Here is a 16,338-nt window from a genome sequence, read left to right as displayed (position 1 = left end):
GATTTCAGAGTTTAAGTTTTTTAGAAAGTCAACCCTAACTTAAAGCCTACCGGCATAACCCAAGGCATTACGTTATATCTTTCTATACCTTGTTTGAATTGAGTACCTGCCTGTGCACTAGCTTGTGGCTGGTACGCCATCTCTGGGTCTACACCGATTTTCGCGGCTGTCCAAAGCATGATGTTACGGCTGTAAACTGATACATTGGCACTTTGCAGACCTAATCTTTTTACAAAGCCAGATGGAAGCTCATAGCCCAAAGACACTTCTCTTAATTTGATAAACGATGCATCAAACATGGCAGCTCTTGTGAAATCCCAAGGGTAGTTGTCGCCGTAAGGAATAATTTTGGTACCAGGGCCACCCAGGTTTTCTGTGTAACCTACTACTTTGCCAGACTCGTCATACTGTGCAATTACACCAGGGTTAAACACACCATAAGGGTAGGTATTGCCACCGTAAGTGAAAGGAAAACCACCATACTCGGCAGTAGGACCACCCACAATGTTGAATTTGTTACCTACTACACGCACAAGGTCGTTGTTAACCAGGTAGTCGCGAAGCGCCTGGCCAGATAAACCGTTAGGGTTAATCAGGTTATCAAGGAAACGTTGTGATTTAAGGTCAGATTCAGCATAACGATACGTTTGCGAAACAAAGTCGCCACCTTGTCTCCAGTCGAACGTCATGTTCAGGCTAAAGTTTTTGTAGCTCAATGAAGTTTGAAGACCAAGGATGAAATCAGGGTTGAAGTTACCGATTTTGTTACGGCTGTTGCTGGCACTTACTGCCTGCCATGAACCGTCAGAATCAAGAATCGGATATCCGTAGTATGGAGACGATTTGTCTTTTACTGTAACAAGTTCTGAGTCATAAATATCACCAACGGTTTCACCTACGTATGTCCAGGCACCACCTTTAGCATCTGTCCACAAGGTATAGAAGTCAATACCCGGCGACAATTCTTTAATAACTGTTCTGTTTCTGTAGAAGTTAGCTGTCAGATCCAATCTCCAGCCGTTTCTTTCAAGTGGCGTGCCACCCACAGTAATTTCGGTACCTCTACTAACTAACAAACCAGCGTTGATGTTTTTAGACGTATAACCAGACGACGGAGGCAATTTGGTTGGTATAATCTGGTTTCTGTTCTCAACCATGTAGTAAGTACCCGAAACACGCAATTTGTTTTTAAACATGGTCAGGTCAACACCCAGGTCATAAGAAGTAGCAATCTCTGGTTTCAGGTCTGGTAACAGGATAGTACCTGATTTAGACAAACGGGTGATACCATTCCATGCTTCGTTACTACCCAAAGTGTTTAGCAAGGCATAAGGGTTGGTGTCATTACCTACCTGTGCTACACCGGCTCTCAGTTTCAACATATTCAGGTTTGGCGACGAGTTGGCAAACAATTCGTTGGCCAATAAGCTCACCGAAGCAGCAGGGTAGAAATAAGAACGGTTTGCAGAAGGCAAGGTACTTGACCAGTCATTTCTACCTGTCAGGTCAACAAATACAAGGTCTTTGAAACCAACAGTTGCAGTACCGTAAAGGCTATACACCATCTTTTTTGAATAATAGCTGGTGTACAATAAGTTTGCAGGAGCAATATTCTGAAGCGTAAACAAGCCCGGAATAATAAGGCCGGTACCGTTGCGGCTTTGGTTGACTACGTCTGAGTACTTGGTGTTACGAACGTTACCACCGGCAGAGAATGTTAACGAAAGGTCGTTTACATTTTTGTTATATGTAGCCAAAAAGTCAGCATTACTTTCAAAACGTCTAAGGTTGTTGATACCATAAGCACCGCGAGGCTCAGCTGTGTAGCTGTTAGCAATTTTGGTTTCACGGTTTTCACCATAGCTGTCTAATGAATATCTGGCCATCAAACTCAACTCAGGAGTAATCTGGTAATCAGCTTTCATGTTTCCGAACAAACGATTTCTTTCAAAAGCGTTTTTCACTTCATGAGCTAGGAACCATGGGTTATTGAAGTTTTTGGCCGACTGCGATTTTTGTTGCAGACCTTCCTGACCCGGCACCCAGTAGTCTTTCAGCTCGTTGATATCAATATGAGGAGATAACGCATACGCCCATTGCAATGGGTTGGAGCCTCTTTCACCGGCAGGGCGGTTGTTAGAGTTGTTACGGCTCAAATCGATGTTAGTGCTTAATCTTAATTTATTGCTTAACTTCATTGAAGTAGCAACCGCCAATGAGTTTTTAAATAAGTCTGAACCAGGAATGATACCACGGTTGGTCATATTTGAATACGCCACACGGTAGTTAATAAAATCATTACTGTTAGAGATTGAAATACCATTGGTAGTTGTAATACCTGTTTGAACGAAATCTCTTACGTTGTTAGGGTGAGAAACCAGTTCGGTCGGAATAGACTTGCCATTGGCATCTTTAGGGCTGTTCCATTGAATAGCCTTGTAACCTTTGTCAAGCTCTGGGCCTACACCGCCTGCGCCACCTTCCTCAATCTGAAGGATACCACCCGGATACGGGTTTTTGTCTGGCGTGAAAGGAAGGATACCCGTAGCAAATTTGTGGTGGAAATCAAGGAAACGGTACGGTTGGTCAAAAACGGTATTGGTAGTAAGGTTAACTGTCAGTTTCTTAGCTTTTGAACCGTTCTTGGTTGTAATAAGCACCACACCATTACCCGCTCTTGAACCATACAGCGCAGCTGCACTTGGCCCTTTCAGGATAGACACGCTCTCTACGTTGTCAGGGTTTAAGTCAGATATTGCGTTACCGTAGTCAACACGGTTGTCGCCACCAATCTGGCTTACGTTGTTAAGGGTGTTAATGATAGGTACACCGTCAATTACAAATAGTGGCTGGTTGTCGTTGCTCAAAGACTTGGCACCTCTGATAACCATACTCACAGACGAACCCGTACCACCAGTGGCATTAATAGCCACACCGGCCACTTTACCGGCCATGGCGTTCAAAACGTTTTCGTTTGAGATACGGCCCAGGTCTTTGCCATCTACCTTACCTATTGAGTAACCAAGCGATTTCTCTTCGCGTTTGATACCAAGGGCGGTAACTACCACCTCTTTCAGGCTTTCAGAGCTAAGTTCAAGCGCTACATCTACTGTACTTCTGTTGCCCACAGGCACATCAATGGCCTGATAACCCACGAACGAGAAAACCAGAACTGCATTGCTACCGCTTACTTCAATAGAGTAAGTACCATTGGCATTAGAGCTTGTTCCGCGCTGGGTTCCTTTTAATGCAATGTTAACACCGGGCATGGCCGTACCGTCTTCTTTGGCGGTTACCTTACCTGTTACGACCCGGGTTTGTGCCCAAACCGCCGGAGCACATACCCCCAACAGGAATCCATAAAGAACCAAACCCCTAAGCATGCTTCGGAGAGTAAAGTTTAACTTCATAATATGTGTTTTTTAAGTGAAGATTGAATTGTAACTCAAGTTTTAATTAGTTTTTACTGAATTACTCATCAAGTGGTGAAATGTACTATTCTGTTTAAATTATTAAATTTTTAATTATGAAGAAGGTGGATATACTAAAGTGCCAATGTCATATCAATGCTACCGCGCAAAAACTGTTTGGCTTTCACAAGCTGATTTTTAACTGTATTTTTTGATATACGCATCATTTCAGCAATCTCCTGATAAGATTTACCGTCTTCTACGTTCAGCTTCAGAATCATCTTTCGTTTAGCGGGAAGGCTGTTCATTGCATTGCGGAGCAAAACTATCTTGGCCTCTTCGGCGTCAGTATCGCTCCCGTGGTCATCGGCCATCATTTGCATATACTGATGCTGAAGCAACTGGTTGCGCTCCATTTTTTTAAGGTAGTCAAAAGCCATGTTTCGCAGGCAGGTGAAAATGTAAGAGTTGAAGTTCAGCTCCGGATTAATCTGCTCACGGCGGTTCCAAATCTTGATAAAAACTTCGTGTAACATATTTTCTGCCTCTTCCTCATCTTTTATAATGGCCATAGAAAACCGGATGCCCGGCTCTTTATAGTGATTATATAATTTAGTAAAAGCCTTGCTGTCTCCGGCCGCGACTTTCATAATTATGTGATCGAGTGCTTCCATAATGTTAGCTAAAGTTAGGATAGATTGTAATTTCAGGTAAAAAAAGAAACATTAATAAATGCAAATTATTCGTCCAATAATACCAATCAGAAAAAGCCGTATTTTTGCTGCTCCGTGCTAACGCAAAATTCTAAAATACAAGCAAAAAAATTGTTGATTAATTCTTATTCTGACTCCTGAACCGGCAGTTCAAAAGCTGCTGAGACATTCTGAAATTGTATGGCTGAATAATTATGAAATAAATGTACAAGGATTTCGTAACATTATATTCGCATATTACGTAAAATAATCCTCAAAAAGCGCAAGGCCTCTATTTATTAACTTTACGCTAAAATTGGGCTATATTTTATTAACAGTTTTATAAAATTGCGTCGTCGCACATCCTCAATTTGCGTTTTTTTTCAGAGCCTCAACATTTCTGCTATCTTTATTGCCGCTAAACATTAACCCCGATGAGTAAACTACTTTTTGCCTTTATTTTATTAAGCCTGCCCATTGCAGCACAGAAACCCCGTGCCCGCCAATTAGGCATACCATTTAATGGTAACCCGGGTGCCTTTAATGCCATTACCGACGTGCCAGGTGTAGAAGTAGGCTACAAAACACTTATAACCGGAAAAGGCGAACTGCAAACAGGGAAAGGGCCTGTTCGTACCGGAGTAACCGTAATACTACCCAAAGGTAAAACAGATGCGGGTTATCCTGCCGCATGGTTTTCTTTGAATGGCGATGGCGAACTTACCGGCCTGCCCTCTATCGAAGACTTTGGCCTGGGTTATGGCCCTATAGGCATTACCAACACCAACAGTGTGGGTATAGTAAAAGACGCCATAGGCGAATGGTGCTTTAAAAGATTTTCGAAAGGAGATTTTGTTGACTATTCTTTTGGGCTACCCGTAGTGGGTGAAACGTATGATGGTATACTGAACGACATCAACGGCCTGCACGTAAAAAAAGAACACGTCTGGGAGGCACTCGACAACGCCAAAACAGGCAGCCTGGCAGAAGGCAACGTGGGTGGCGGCACCGGCATGGCGCTTTACAGTTTTAAAGGGGGCAGCGGAACGGCATCAAGGGTTTTTACGATTGCATCCAGACAATACACCCTGGGAGTTTTTGTACAGGCCAACTTTGGTAGAAGAGACGAACTGACCGTAGCAGGTGTACCTATAGGTAAAGAAATACAGGATTTTATGCCCATACTCAACCGCGACAAAAGAAAGGATGGTTCTATTATTGCCATAGTGGCCACTGATGCGCCTTTGCTGGCCGGCCAGCTTAAATTACTGGCCAAACGGGTAACACACGGCATAGCCCGTACAGGCACTTACTCGCACCACGGTTCAGGAGAAATTTTCCTGGCTTTTTCAACGGCTTCGCCTATATATAATAAGGATAATACGGAAGAGCAATGGAAGGTGATACCAAAAGGACATCTGGACCCTCTTTTTAAAGCTACCGTTGAGGCCACAGAAGAGGCCATCATCAATGCCCTGATAGCAGCCGAAGACATGGAGGGAATCAACGGAAACAAATACTTCGCCATTCCGCATGACAAGCTAAAGGCTGCGATGAAGAAATTTAATCGGTTAAAAGAGTAATACAACTTAGTCACCCGGTGAAACTCCGTGCAAAACTCAGTGATTCTCCGCGAAAAGGTTCTAAACAAGTTTTATACCATTGAGTTGTTCAGAGCTAAAACACAGAGTTTCACTGTTAATAGTATAGTTTACCTGGCAGGAAAAACACGCTGCAACCAAACCGCCAGCTTTGTGTAAACATCAAAAAGGCTTTTCCGCATTTCGTGGGTTTCGCCAGGATACAGCACCAATTGCGACTGCCCTCCTAAATCCTGATATTTTTTGTGCAAAGCTTTTGCCTGTTGCACCGGCACCAGTTCATCGCTTTCACCATGAAAAATAATTACAGGCACAGCATTATCTTTATTTATTTGAAGAATCGGACTTGCCTCAACGGCCACAGGAGCATCGGGGTTGGCATTACCTAAAAACTGGTTTATTATATCTCCGCTGTTCTTGCCCTTCCTGAAATCCGCATCCGTCAGGTCGGTCGGGCCAACTATATCAATAACGGTTTTAATCTGCCTGTCTTTGTCGTGCTTATAGGTATATAATAATGATAAATGCGCCCCTGCGCTTACACCCAGCAAAGCAAACTCACGGCCATTAAACCCATATTGGCCAGCTTTAACGGTAAGAAAAGCAAATGCGTTTGTTAAATCTTCCATTTGCGCAGGGAAACGGTTACTCCCCTCTTTTAACAATCTGTAATTTAAAGCCACTACTCCATAGCCTTTGGCGGTAAGTGTGCCGACAAGCAATTTCGGGAAATCGTTTTTACTGCCCCATTTCCAGGAACCACCGTGCACATAAACAATCAGTTTTGTGGTTGATGAATTATTTTTGGGCAGATACAGATCCAACAGGTTTGCGGTTCCTTCTGCTGGCCCGTAACGCAGATCCACATACTGCTTATAGGTGGAATCCTGCGCTGAATGGCTTTTGCTTCCGGCTTGCACCGGAGCCACACTTACCAGACACAAAAAAGCTAATAACAAATGCATGGTTTTCATTTCTTTACAGTTCTGATTATTAATACGCTATAAGGTATGTTTTGTACCAACTCAAAAAAGCCCTGATTATTGTTTTTTTTCTTCGGGCAATAGTCTTGAAACACAGTATTGAAGTACTTACACTGTACATCATAACCAATCTGAGCCCTGCTGAAAGTATGAACAAGTGTCTATATAAATATTCAACCCCAAACCGCCAATTCCGATTTAACCTTTTTGCATTAGGCCTGATTTTGATTTGGGTTACCCAATCATGTGCGCGCAAAGAAGAACCCGCCGACATGGTTGACCCGTTCATTGGCACCGATTATTTTGGGCATACTTTCCCCGGTGCAGTTGTGCCTTACGGAATGGTACAGCTAAGCCCCGACCACGATACCCAGGGCTGGACCTACAGCAGCGGATACAGTTACTCCGACAGCTCTATTGTTGGTTTCAGCCATACGCATTTCAGCGGTGTGGGCATGAACTCCGGCGGAGATATCCTGCTGATGCCCACCGTTAAAGACAAAATTCAAACCAGCCCCGGCACCAAAGAAAACCCCGATGCAGGCTACAGGTCAAGATATAATAAGGATGACGAAAAAGCCGTGCCGGGCTATTATAGCGTGGTGCTGAAAGATGAGAACATCAAAGCAGAACTAACTACCACCAAGCATGTAGGCATGCACCGTTATACTTTCCCGAAAGCCAGGCGCTCCAACATATTGCTGGACCTGGGCCATGAAATAGGCAACGATGATAAAAGTGGTTTATCTGCCCTAAAAATAGTAAGCGACAGCACCATTGAAGGTTATAAAGATGCCAACGGTACAATGGTCTATTTTGTAGCCAAATTCAGCCGGCCATTTGATTACTACGGCACCTGGGATGCTGACTACAACACGCCTGAGTCGTCAGCGGGTTTCTGGCCATACAAAAATGAAGAAAAAGGCCGCAATGTTGGGGTTTTTGTCAGCTATGCAACCAAAGAAGCTGAACAGATACTGGTAAAAGTGGGTATTTCATTTGTGAGCCTTGAAGGCGCGCGCAATAACCTGCAAACCGAATTGCCTCACTGGGATTTCAACCAGGTGAAAGAAAATGCGTACCAGGCCTGGAACAACGAACTGAAAAAGGTATCGGTAACAACTACTGACGCCGCCAAAAAACAGGTATTTTATACAGCAGTTTACCGTAGCTTGCTGGCGCAATATACCGGGCAGGATGCCGACGGACAATATATGGGAATGGACAAAAAGGTGCATACTGCCAAAGGCTACGATTTCTACCCGAATTTCTCGTGCTGGGACACTTACCGCAGCCAGCATCCTTTACTTACCATTATTGCACCTGACCACGTAAACGACCTCGTGAAATCAATAGCAGCCAAAACAACTGAATATGGCTGGTTACCGGCCCAGCATTTCAGAAACGTTTTCGGGCAAGGCATGGTAGGCGACCACCTGGTGCCGGTTATTGTTGATGCTTATAAAAAAGGATACCGCGACTGGGATATTGAAGGGCTTTACAATGCCATGCGTAAAAAGGCGCTTGAAGCCCCACCGGCTCCATTGCCTGCCTCTAATGGCCGATCAGGTCTTGCACAATACATGAGTTTGGGCTATGCTCCATGCGACGTAGTAACAGAATCAGTACCGAACACGCTTGAACTGGCCTACAACGACTGGTGTATTGCCCAACTGGCTGATGCCCTGGGTAAAAAAGAAGATGCAGCCTTGTTTTACAAACGTGCCCAGAACTACCGCAATGTATATGATACCACCACGCAATTCATGCGCCCGCGTCTGAAAAACGGCTCTTGGCTGCCAGAAAAAGGCACTAATGAACAAGAAATAGTAACCGTAGGAGAACACAGTTACTATAAATATTTTGACCCACTACTGGTAGGCCGCCGCCCTAACCGCCATTATACCGAATCTAATGCCTGGCAGTACCTCTGGTCGGTACAACATGATGTAAAAGGGCTGATTAACCTGATGGGCGGCAATGAAGCCTTTAATAAACGTCTGGATACCTTTTTTGAAATGGATGCATCCATCAGCGAACCAAAATATGTGGGTGTAGTGGGTACCATCGGCCAGTATGTGCATGGCAATCAGCCGTCGCACCATGTGGCTTACTTATATAATTACGCCTCTGCACCCTGGAAAACACAGGCCAGAACGCGTGAAATCATGCAGAAATTTTATCGCACCGGCCCGGGTGGTTTAAGTGGTAATGAAGACATGGGCTCGTTGTCGTCCTGGTATGTGCTCAGCAGTATGGGTATTTATCCGGTTACACCTGGCAGCAGCCAGTATGCCATTGGTAGCCCCTTGTTTGATGCCGTTGAAATCAATGTAAAAGATAACAAGAAGTTTACCATTAAGGCCAATAACAATAGCACTAACAATAAATACATACAATCGGCCACACTAAATGGCAAACCTTTCAACCGTTGCTTTATTGACCAGTCTGAAATTACAGCAGGCGGAGAACTGGTTTTTGAAATGGGCGCAACACCTAACAAAGGCTGGGGAGTTGGGAAAGACGCCGTGCCATATTCGTTGACGAAATAATGAATGGCGAATGAGTGAATGATGAATTAGTGAATAAAAATTGAAAGTATTTACATTACTTATAAAGTAGACAAGCACATGACAACCAGAGGATTGTTCAGCACATACAAAAAACTATGGTTTTTCTCTTTTTTGGGATTAACCATCACCTTTTTTATGTATGCCTGCAAATCTACTGAACAGCACGAATCTGCCGCTACTTATAAAGACGCTCCTTTCTGGCAAGAATACCACGAGGCATATCCCATCAGTGAAAATGCCGAAGAAAATAACGTAAGAAGCATAGTTATCGACAAAGCAAATAATGTTTGGGTAGCCACAGCCTCAGGCATTTTTATGAAAAAAGCCAATGAATCGAACTGGGCATCCATTCAAAACGCAACTGACAAAGGTCCTGCTTTTGCCGTAAATACTGATAATGAAGGAACAGTATGGTTAGGCACCTGGAATGGCATATATCGCTTTAAAAATAACCAACTCGAAAAACTGCAAGGAGTAAACCCTCCCGTTTCTGCTATTTGTACAGCCAAAGAAGGCGTTTATGCCTTAGGGCCACATGGCATCTGGCTATTTGACGGACAGGCATTTAAAAAACCACAATCCGATAAAGAAGGCTATCAGCTTCCGCGTTCTGTAAGAGACGTTATTTCAGATAATAAAGGCGGTTTGTGGATTGCCAGCGATGTGGGTTTATACCATACTAACAACCACGAAACAAGGGTCTTCCGCAATAAAGAAGATGTTATCAGCGGCTACATCAAAGGTATAGCCATTGATAGCAATCAGCACCTATGGGCAGGAGGTTTAGGCGGAGTGAGTATTATTCAGGCTGATAAAAAAATCAGAGAAATAACTCCGAAACAAGGCTTACCTACCGTATTTGTTACCTGTGTAGCAAAAGCGCCTAATGGCACTTTGTGGGTGGGTACAGAACAAGGCCTGGTTCGTTATCAGCCACATACCTCAACGCCCTACAGTTCATATTCAATGCTTTTCAGTCGCAGATGGTTGCTGGATGACCACGTGAATGACATTGCCTTTGATGCCCAAGGCAACGCCTGGGTAGCTACTGCAAAAGGGGTAAGCGCCATTAAACGCCGACAAATGACATTGGCGCAGAAAAACGATTACTTTATGGATGTGCTTATGAAACGCCACATCCGTGCCCCCTGGATAGCCGGGCAGGCGCATCTGCGCATACCCGGAGACACCACAACATGGCAACCGGAAGATGATGACAATGATGGCGAATACACAGGCAATTATTTAGCCATGGAATCTTTCAGGTATGCCGTTACCAAAAGTCCGGAAGCAAAAGAAAACGCCCGCAAGGCCTTTGGTTTCCTGAAACTGCTACAGGAAGTAACAGATACCGAAGGTTTTTTTGCACGTACCGTTGTTCCGGCCAGCTGGAGTACATTGCATGACGGCAACCGTACTTTTACACCGCGCCAACTGGCAGACGAACTGGTAAAAGAACCTCGCTTTAAACCGGTTGAAGTGCGCTGGCGCAAATCAAAAGATGGGAAATGGCTCTGGAAAGGCGACACCAGCAGCGACGAAATGTGCGGGCACATGTTTGGTTACTTTTTCTACTATGAATTAGTGGCCGACGAGGCCGAAAAAGCCATCGTCCGGCAGCACGTATCACGCATTGTAGACTATCTTATCAAGCATAATTTTAACTTTATTGACATAGATGGCAAACCAACCCGCTGGTCGGTCTGGTCGCCGGATCAACTGAACCGTGACCCTGAATGGGCACCCGACAGAAACCAGAATTCGATGGAGATGCTGGCTTTTCTTAAATTTGCGCATCATATTACCAACAATGAAAAGTATCAGCAACAATACCTGAGGCTGATTAATGAAGAGCATTACCTCGAAAACATGGCGCAGGTACCCAACCAGAACAGAGCATGGTTTATCTATTTTGACGCCATCCTTCAGGCATATCTTTACCCCATACTTTTAAAATGCGAAACCGACCCTGAGCGGCTGGCTTTTTATGAAAAACACATTGACCATTGGTTTGAGATCCGTAAGGCAGACCATAATCCGCTTATTAACTTTATTTACTGTTATTCAAGAGGCAAAAAACAAGAAGTAACCAATTCGGTTGATTTCCTGAAAGATACTCCGCTTGATTTGGTAGACTGGCACATTGACCACACCAAACGGGAAGACATACAACTGGTAAGAAACATAGTGCTTGATGAACTGCAGGTTTCTGAACTACCACCTGCCAGTATCAGAAAAACCGTCCGGTGGGACAAAAACCCTTTTGATGCCCGTGGCGGAGACCCTCAAGTGGAAAGAGAACCCGTTTTCTGGCTACTACCCTACTGGATGGGCCGGTACACTAACATGATTCAATAAATAAATTACCATATAAATGATAAAGCTCAAATCAACCCTCCTGGCAGGCCTGTTTTTAGCCTCTGCCGCTTTTGCACAGGCACAGGAAACATACGCCGAAAAACTGGGTTTCCCGAAAGGTAAAAAAGTTGTGATTTTCCATGTGGACGACTGCGGTATGTCGTACTCATCTAACCAGGGCGCTATTAAATCAATTGAACAAGGCGTGGCAACTTCATGCAGTATTATGATGCCCTGCCCCTGGGCGCCCAGCTTCATTAAAAACTATATTCAGAAGAAAAACCCGAACCTGGATGCAGGCTTGCACCTCACCCTTACCTCTGAATGGAAAGACTACCGCTGGGCTCCGGTTGCCGGTTTCGAACACGCACCCGGCCTTGTAGACGAAGAAGCCTGCATGTGGCATACAGTTGAGCAGGTAGTAAAAAATGCTTCGGCCGATGAGGTAGAAAAAGAAATCAGAGCGCAGCTGGCGCGTGCCCACAAAATAGGCTTAAAGCCAACACACCTGGACTCGCACATGGGTACTCTCTTTGCGCATCAGCCGTTTCTGGAAAGATACATTAAAGTAGGTATTGAAAACGGCATTCCGGTTATGTTCCCGGGTGGCAATAATAAACTACTCATTGAATGCCTCAACGCGCCGGTCATTAAAAACCTGAAAGCCAAAGGGCAATGGAAAGAAGGCATGCAGTTACCAGTACCGGCGCTTGTAAAACAAACCAAAGCCGTTGGTGAAATGATATGGAAAGCCGGTTTACCTGTACTTGACGACCTGCACACCATTAGTGGCGACTGGAAACCGGAAGGCAGCAACATAACTGCCGAAGCATGGGGCAAATATAAAGCTCAGAAATTTATAGAAACCCTGAAAAACATGCAGCCCGGCGTAGCCATGCTGATTGTACACAGTAGCGATATAACAGACGCATTTCGGTACATCAGCGGTTCAGGCGGCTCACGATATGCCGATATGCTTTCAATGATGAATCCGGAACTAAAAGCCTACATTGAAAAAGAAGGCATTATTCTGACTACCTTCCGCGAGTTGGCCGAGAGACGTAAGAAGGTAAAATAACACAGCAAACACGTAGAGCCGCATTGCATGCGGCTTCAGGGGCAGATGCGAACAATAAAATCATTATTCAGCCATTTGAATTGCAAATCACATTAGTTGATACCCCAATTCTACGATAAGACGCATTGCAATGCGTCTCTACCAATAAAAAAACTGATAACGCCTTAATGAAAAAAACACTAACATTACTTTTATTATTATCTATCAGCAGCTGGCAGGCTATCGCACAGCATCCGGCCATATTGCATGCGGGTATTATATTTCCTGTACAACCACAGCACGTGCATGGCAGCAGCATTGTAAGCCTGCCTAACGGCGACTTTCTGGCAGTATGGTTTCAGGGAAGTGGAGAACGCACAGCCGACGACGTAAAAATTATGGGAGCCAGATTACGCAAAGGTGAAAAAACCTGGAGCGAACCTTTTCTGATGGCCGATACCCCCAACATACCCGACTGCAACCCGGTTGTTTTTCTTAATCAGGAAAACAAACTTTTTCTGGTATGGATAGCCGTGCAGGCCAATCAGTGGGAACAATCCATTCTGAGAGTCAGAACCTCTACCGATTACAGCAAACCCGGCGCTCCGGTCTGGAACTGGCAGGATAACATTCTGCTGAAACCCGGCGACGACTTTGCCAAAGAAGTGGCCAGCCGTTTCAAAAACATGCCTGAAACCCACGCAGGCTGGGCCGGTTATGCCCCAAAATATGACGACATGATCATTAAAGCCGCTACTGATGCCACCAAACGCAGCATAGGCTGGATGACCCGCATTAAACCATTGTTAATGCCCGGCGGACGCATTGTACTGCCTTTGTATTCAGACGGTTACAATATGTCAATGATGGCAATCTCTAACGACAACGGCACAACCTGGCACCCGGGCTTACCACTGGTTGGCCGTGGCCCTATACAACCTGCCGTTGTACAAAAGAAAAACGGGAATCTGGTTGCCTACATGCGCGACAGCGGCGACGGCCCCACACGTGTGCACATCAGCGAGTCGACCGATAAAGGCGAAAGCTGGTCGGCCTCTGTTAAAACAGATATACCCAACACAGCCAGCGTAGAACTACTGGTTTTGAACGACGGCCGCTGGGCATTTTTAGGAAACGATATTGATGATGGCCGATACAAGCTAAGCCTGTATCTGTCAGACGATGAAGGCAAAACCTGGAAATGGAAAATAAAAATGGAAGACCACGACCCAAAGAATGACGGTGGATACTCCTACCCATCTATGATACAAACCAAAGACGGGCTACTGCACCTCACTTATTCGTATCATCCGGAAAGCAAACAAAAATCAATTAAATATGCCGTGGTAGACCCACAGAAAATCAAGTAAATTTCCGTTTCACACAAAATACTAATCAATTACCTTACATTCTTATGAGATTATCATCTTACGTTTTCATTGGTTTGGCTTTGGCGGGGTTTGCATCCTTTGCACAAAAAACCACAGCCAAAACACAGCCCGTGTACGCCGACAAGCCTTTTATGCAAGACTATGCCATTAAGTTTTATGCAAAATCTGCCAATACAAAACTGATGGATGTAGCCGCCGACAGAAACGGAGCTATCAAAATTTTTTCATCTGAAGGCCTCCTTATCCCGCACGACGGTCAATTCCTGTATCCTGGCTCACTGGAAGCAGATAAAACTTACCGCACTATCGGCCACAAAAACCTGAAAGGTTTGGGCAGTTATGAGAATCAGTTTGTGTTGCTGGACGACAAATCTGTACTAAGCAATGCCTGGGCAGGTAAATTGTTCAACAAACATGAGCTAGGCGGTGCCAGATTGTTTGTAGGTGGCAAAGACTTTGCATTTCTGGTTTCAGACGGCAAGTCGCTGCAACTTGTAAAAGATTCAAAAAGTATCTGGAAAGGCACACTGGCCGGAGACGACGTAGTTGCACTACGCTATCAGGCAGGTACCGATACCTACTGGATTCTGGGTAAAAAATCTTTATCAACCCTATCGGGCGCCAAGCTAACCAAAGTATTTGATGGCGCAGGCTTTACGGCTTTCGATACCGACGGCAAAAAAGTAATCATTGGTACAACCGACGGCATTATTACCTTAGATGCTGCCACCAAAAAACAAACAGGCGCTAAAAATCAGAAACTGCCGGTTACCGAAATTACAGCAGTGAAGGCTATCGGCGACAAATTCTGGTTTGGTACAGTTAATGGTGCGTTTGCTTCTCGTGCCGATGGCAAATTTGATTACTACAACGGCGAACGCTGGTTGCCGGGCAACGAAGTTACCAACATTGCTGAAGGCCCAGAAAACTCGGCTCTGATACTTACTACTGCCGGTTTAGGCCAGATTTGTTTTAAGAAAATGACCTTGCAAGATAAAGCCGTTTATTTCGACAAACAAGTGCGCAGCCGCCATATCCGCAATGGTTTCAATGCCTCTCTCAGCAATATGCAAAAAGGCAACTTAAGTACCGGTTATCTGTCTGACTCAGACAACGACGGCTTGTGGACATCCATGTATCTGGGCGGTGAAGTTTTCAGATATGCGGTAACCAAAGACCCTGAAGCACTGCAAAACTGCGTGGAGTCGTTAGATGCCATGGAGCGTTTATTTACCGTTAACGGCATTCCGGGTTTCCCGTCACGTTCTTTTGAAAGAAGAGGGTATATCGAACAATTATCAGACCCTGAGCGCTGGCAGCATTCAGCTGACCCTGAGTGGGACTGGAAAGCAACTACCAGTAGTGACGAGGCCATCGGTCATATATTTGCTTATGGTGCAATGGCAGAGCTGATTCAGGAGCCAACTCTTAAAAAACGTGCCATTACCCTGATAGATACCATGATGAGCCATATCATCAAAAATAATATGTATATGATTGACTACAACGGTAAACCAACACAATGGGGCCGCTGGAATCCTGAATATGTGAATGCTTTCCCGATAAATGTGGGCGACAGAAAACTGAATTCTTCGAACATCGTAGCTATGTTGCAAACGGCGTATCACTTCACTAAAAAGGAGAAATATAAACAAAAGGCTTTTGAGCTGATGAATAAATACGGGTACTACGAAAACCTGATGCGCCCCATGAGCATCATCGGTAAAGCGCCTGCAGATGCCGATGAACATAGCAAGCACATGTCAGACGGCTGGAATCACTCAGACGATGAAATGTATTTTGTTGGCTACTGGGGTTTATACCGCTATGCATTAAATGACACACTGAAAGCCGCCTACAAAAAAGCAATTCTTGACCACTGGCAGGCAGAACGTCCTGAAAAAGAAGGCGCATGGAATATTTTTACGGCGTTAACAGGCGTTAAGAATTTTGACCTGAACGAAGCAGCCTGGTATTTAAGAGAGTATCCGCTTGATATGATAGACTGGGTAATTATGAACAGCCACCGTAAGGATATTGAGAAAGTAGCGCCTAATTTCCGTAACCAGACCATTAAAGAAGTGCTACCACCTGACGAAGGCCCGATTCAACGCCACAATGGTAATACTTTCAACCTTGACCGCCGTGGTGGCAACGGTACGTCAGAGCATAGTGCCGGAGACATCTGGTTACTGCCTTACTGGATGGGCAGATATCTTGGCGTAATAAGCGCACCGGCTACGACGAAGTAATTCGGACCAAAAATTAACAGC

9 protein-coding genes are annotated in these 16,338 nt (G+C 44.8%); 6 read left to right on the top strand and 3 right to left on the bottom strand.

The genetic code is table 11. The features are described from left to right. Nucleotides 1–20: 20 nt before the first annotated feature. Nucleotides 21–3,410, bottom strand: coding sequence for a SusC/RagA family TonB-linked outer membrane protein (locus NZ848_RS16350; RefSeq protein ID WP_259016411.1), 3,390 nt, complete (start codon nucleotides 3,408–3,410; stop codon nucleotides 21–23). 134 nt (nucleotides 3,411–3,544) lie between these two features. Beyond that, entirely contained in the window at nucleotides 3,545–4,084 is a 540-nt protein-coding gene (locus NZ848_RS16345) for an RNA polymerase sigma factor (protein WP_101725791.1), read from the bottom strand. 452 nt (nucleotides 4,085–4,536) lie between these two features. Here NZ848_RS16345 and NZ848_RS16340 point away from each other — a divergent pair, with 452 nt between their 5' ends. Continuing rightward, nucleotides 4,537–5,685 carry a DmpA family aminopeptidase gene (locus NZ848_RS16340; protein ID WP_259016410.1) on the top strand — a complete coding sequence of 383 codons (1,149 nt, stop codon included), beginning with the start codon at nucleotides 4,537–4,539 and terminating at the stop codon, nucleotides 5,683–5,685. A gap of 128 nt (nucleotides 5,686–5,813) precedes the next feature. Here NZ848_RS16340 and NZ848_RS16335 read toward each other — a convergent pair whose 3' ends face one another. Continuing rightward, complete coding sequence (locus NZ848_RS16335; RefSeq protein WP_259016409.1) at nucleotides 5,814–6,677, bottom strand: alpha/beta hydrolase; 864 nt, start codon at nucleotides 6,675–6,677, stop codon at nucleotides 5,814–5,816. 158 nt (nucleotides 6,678–6,835) lie between these two features. Here NZ848_RS16335 and NZ848_RS16330 point away from each other — a divergent pair, with 158 nt between their 5' ends. The 5 genes from NZ848_RS16330 (at nucleotide 6,836) to NZ848_RS16310 (ending at nucleotide 16,317) form a co-directional block, all read left to right on the top strand. Next, entirely contained in the window at nucleotides 6,836–9,238 is a 2,403-nt protein-coding gene (locus tag NZ848_RS16330) for a GH92 family glycosyl hydrolase (protein ID WP_259016408.1), read from the top strand. Nucleotides 9,239–9,316: 78 nt separating this feature from the next. Continuing rightward, on the top strand, nucleotides 9,317–11,617 hold the full coding sequence (locus NZ848_RS16325) for a ligand-binding sensor domain-containing protein (protein ID WP_259016407.1): 2,301 nt from the start codon (nucleotides 9,317–9,319) through the stop codon (nucleotides 11,615–11,617). Between the two features lie 16 nt (nucleotides 11,618–11,633). Next, on the top strand, nucleotides 11,634–12,695 hold the full coding sequence (locus NZ848_RS16320) for a polysaccharide deacetylase family protein (RefSeq protein WP_259016406.1): 1,062 nt from the start codon (nucleotides 11,634–11,636) through the stop codon (nucleotides 12,693–12,695). 167 nt (nucleotides 12,696–12,862) lie between these two features. Then, nucleotides 12,863–14,044 (top strand): sialidase family protein, encoded by a 1,182-nt coding sequence (locus NZ848_RS16315; RefSeq protein WP_253527289.1) that lies wholly within the window; start codon nucleotides 12,863–12,865, stop codon nucleotides 14,042–14,044. 44 nt (nucleotides 14,045–14,088) lie between these two features. Next, the gene (locus NZ848_RS16310) at nucleotides 14,089–16,317 is read left to right on the top strand and encodes a hypothetical protein (protein WP_259016405.1); all 2,229 of its coding nucleotides are present in this window, start codon (nucleotides 14,089–14,091) and stop codon (nucleotides 16,315–16,317) included. Nucleotides 16,318–16,338: the final 21 nt, after the last annotated feature.

The sequence above is a fragment of the Emticicia fluvialis genome, assembly GCF_024793945.1.
In the GTDB taxonomy this organism is placed as follows: Bacteria; Bacteroidota; Bacteroidia; order Cytophagales; family Spirosomataceae; genus Emticicia; species Emticicia fluvialis.
Note: the sequence above shows the minus strand (reverse complement) of the source record. Positions and strands in the feature narration are given on the sequence as shown.

Coding starts and splice junctions, on each gene's coding strand:
- NZ848_RS16320 (WP_259016406.1), top strand. CDS start 11,634: ATGATAAAGCTCAAATCAACCCTCCTGGCAGGCCTGTTTTTAGCCTCT.
- NZ848_RS16310 (WP_259016405.1), top strand. CDS start 14,089: ATGAGATTATCATCTTACGTTTTCATTGGTTTGGCTTTGGCGGGGTTT.
- NZ848_RS16350 (WP_259016411.1), bottom strand. CDS start 3,410: ATGAAGTTAAACTTTACTCTCCGAAGCATGCTTAGGGGTTTGGTTCTT.
- NZ848_RS16325 (WP_259016407.1), top strand. CDS start 9,317: ATGACAACCAGAGGATTGTTCAGCACATACAAAAAACTATGGTTTTTC.
- NZ848_RS16340 (WP_259016410.1), top strand. CDS start 4,537: ATGAGTAAACTACTTTTTGCCTTTATTTTATTAAGCCTGCCCATTGCA.
- NZ848_RS16330 (WP_259016408.1), top strand. CDS start 6,836: ATGAACAAGTGTCTATATAAATATTCAACCCCAAACCGCCAATTCCGA.
- NZ848_RS16335 (WP_259016409.1), bottom strand. CDS start 6,677: ATGAAAACCATGCATTTGTTATTAGCTTTTTTGTGTCTGGTAAGTGTG.
- NZ848_RS16345 (WP_101725791.1), bottom strand. CDS start 4,084: ATGGAAGCACTCGATCACATAATTATGAAAGTCGCGGCCGGAGACAGC.
- NZ848_RS16315 (WP_253527289.1), top strand. CDS start 12,863: ATGAAAAAAACACTAACATTACTTTTATTATTATCTATCAGCAGCTGG.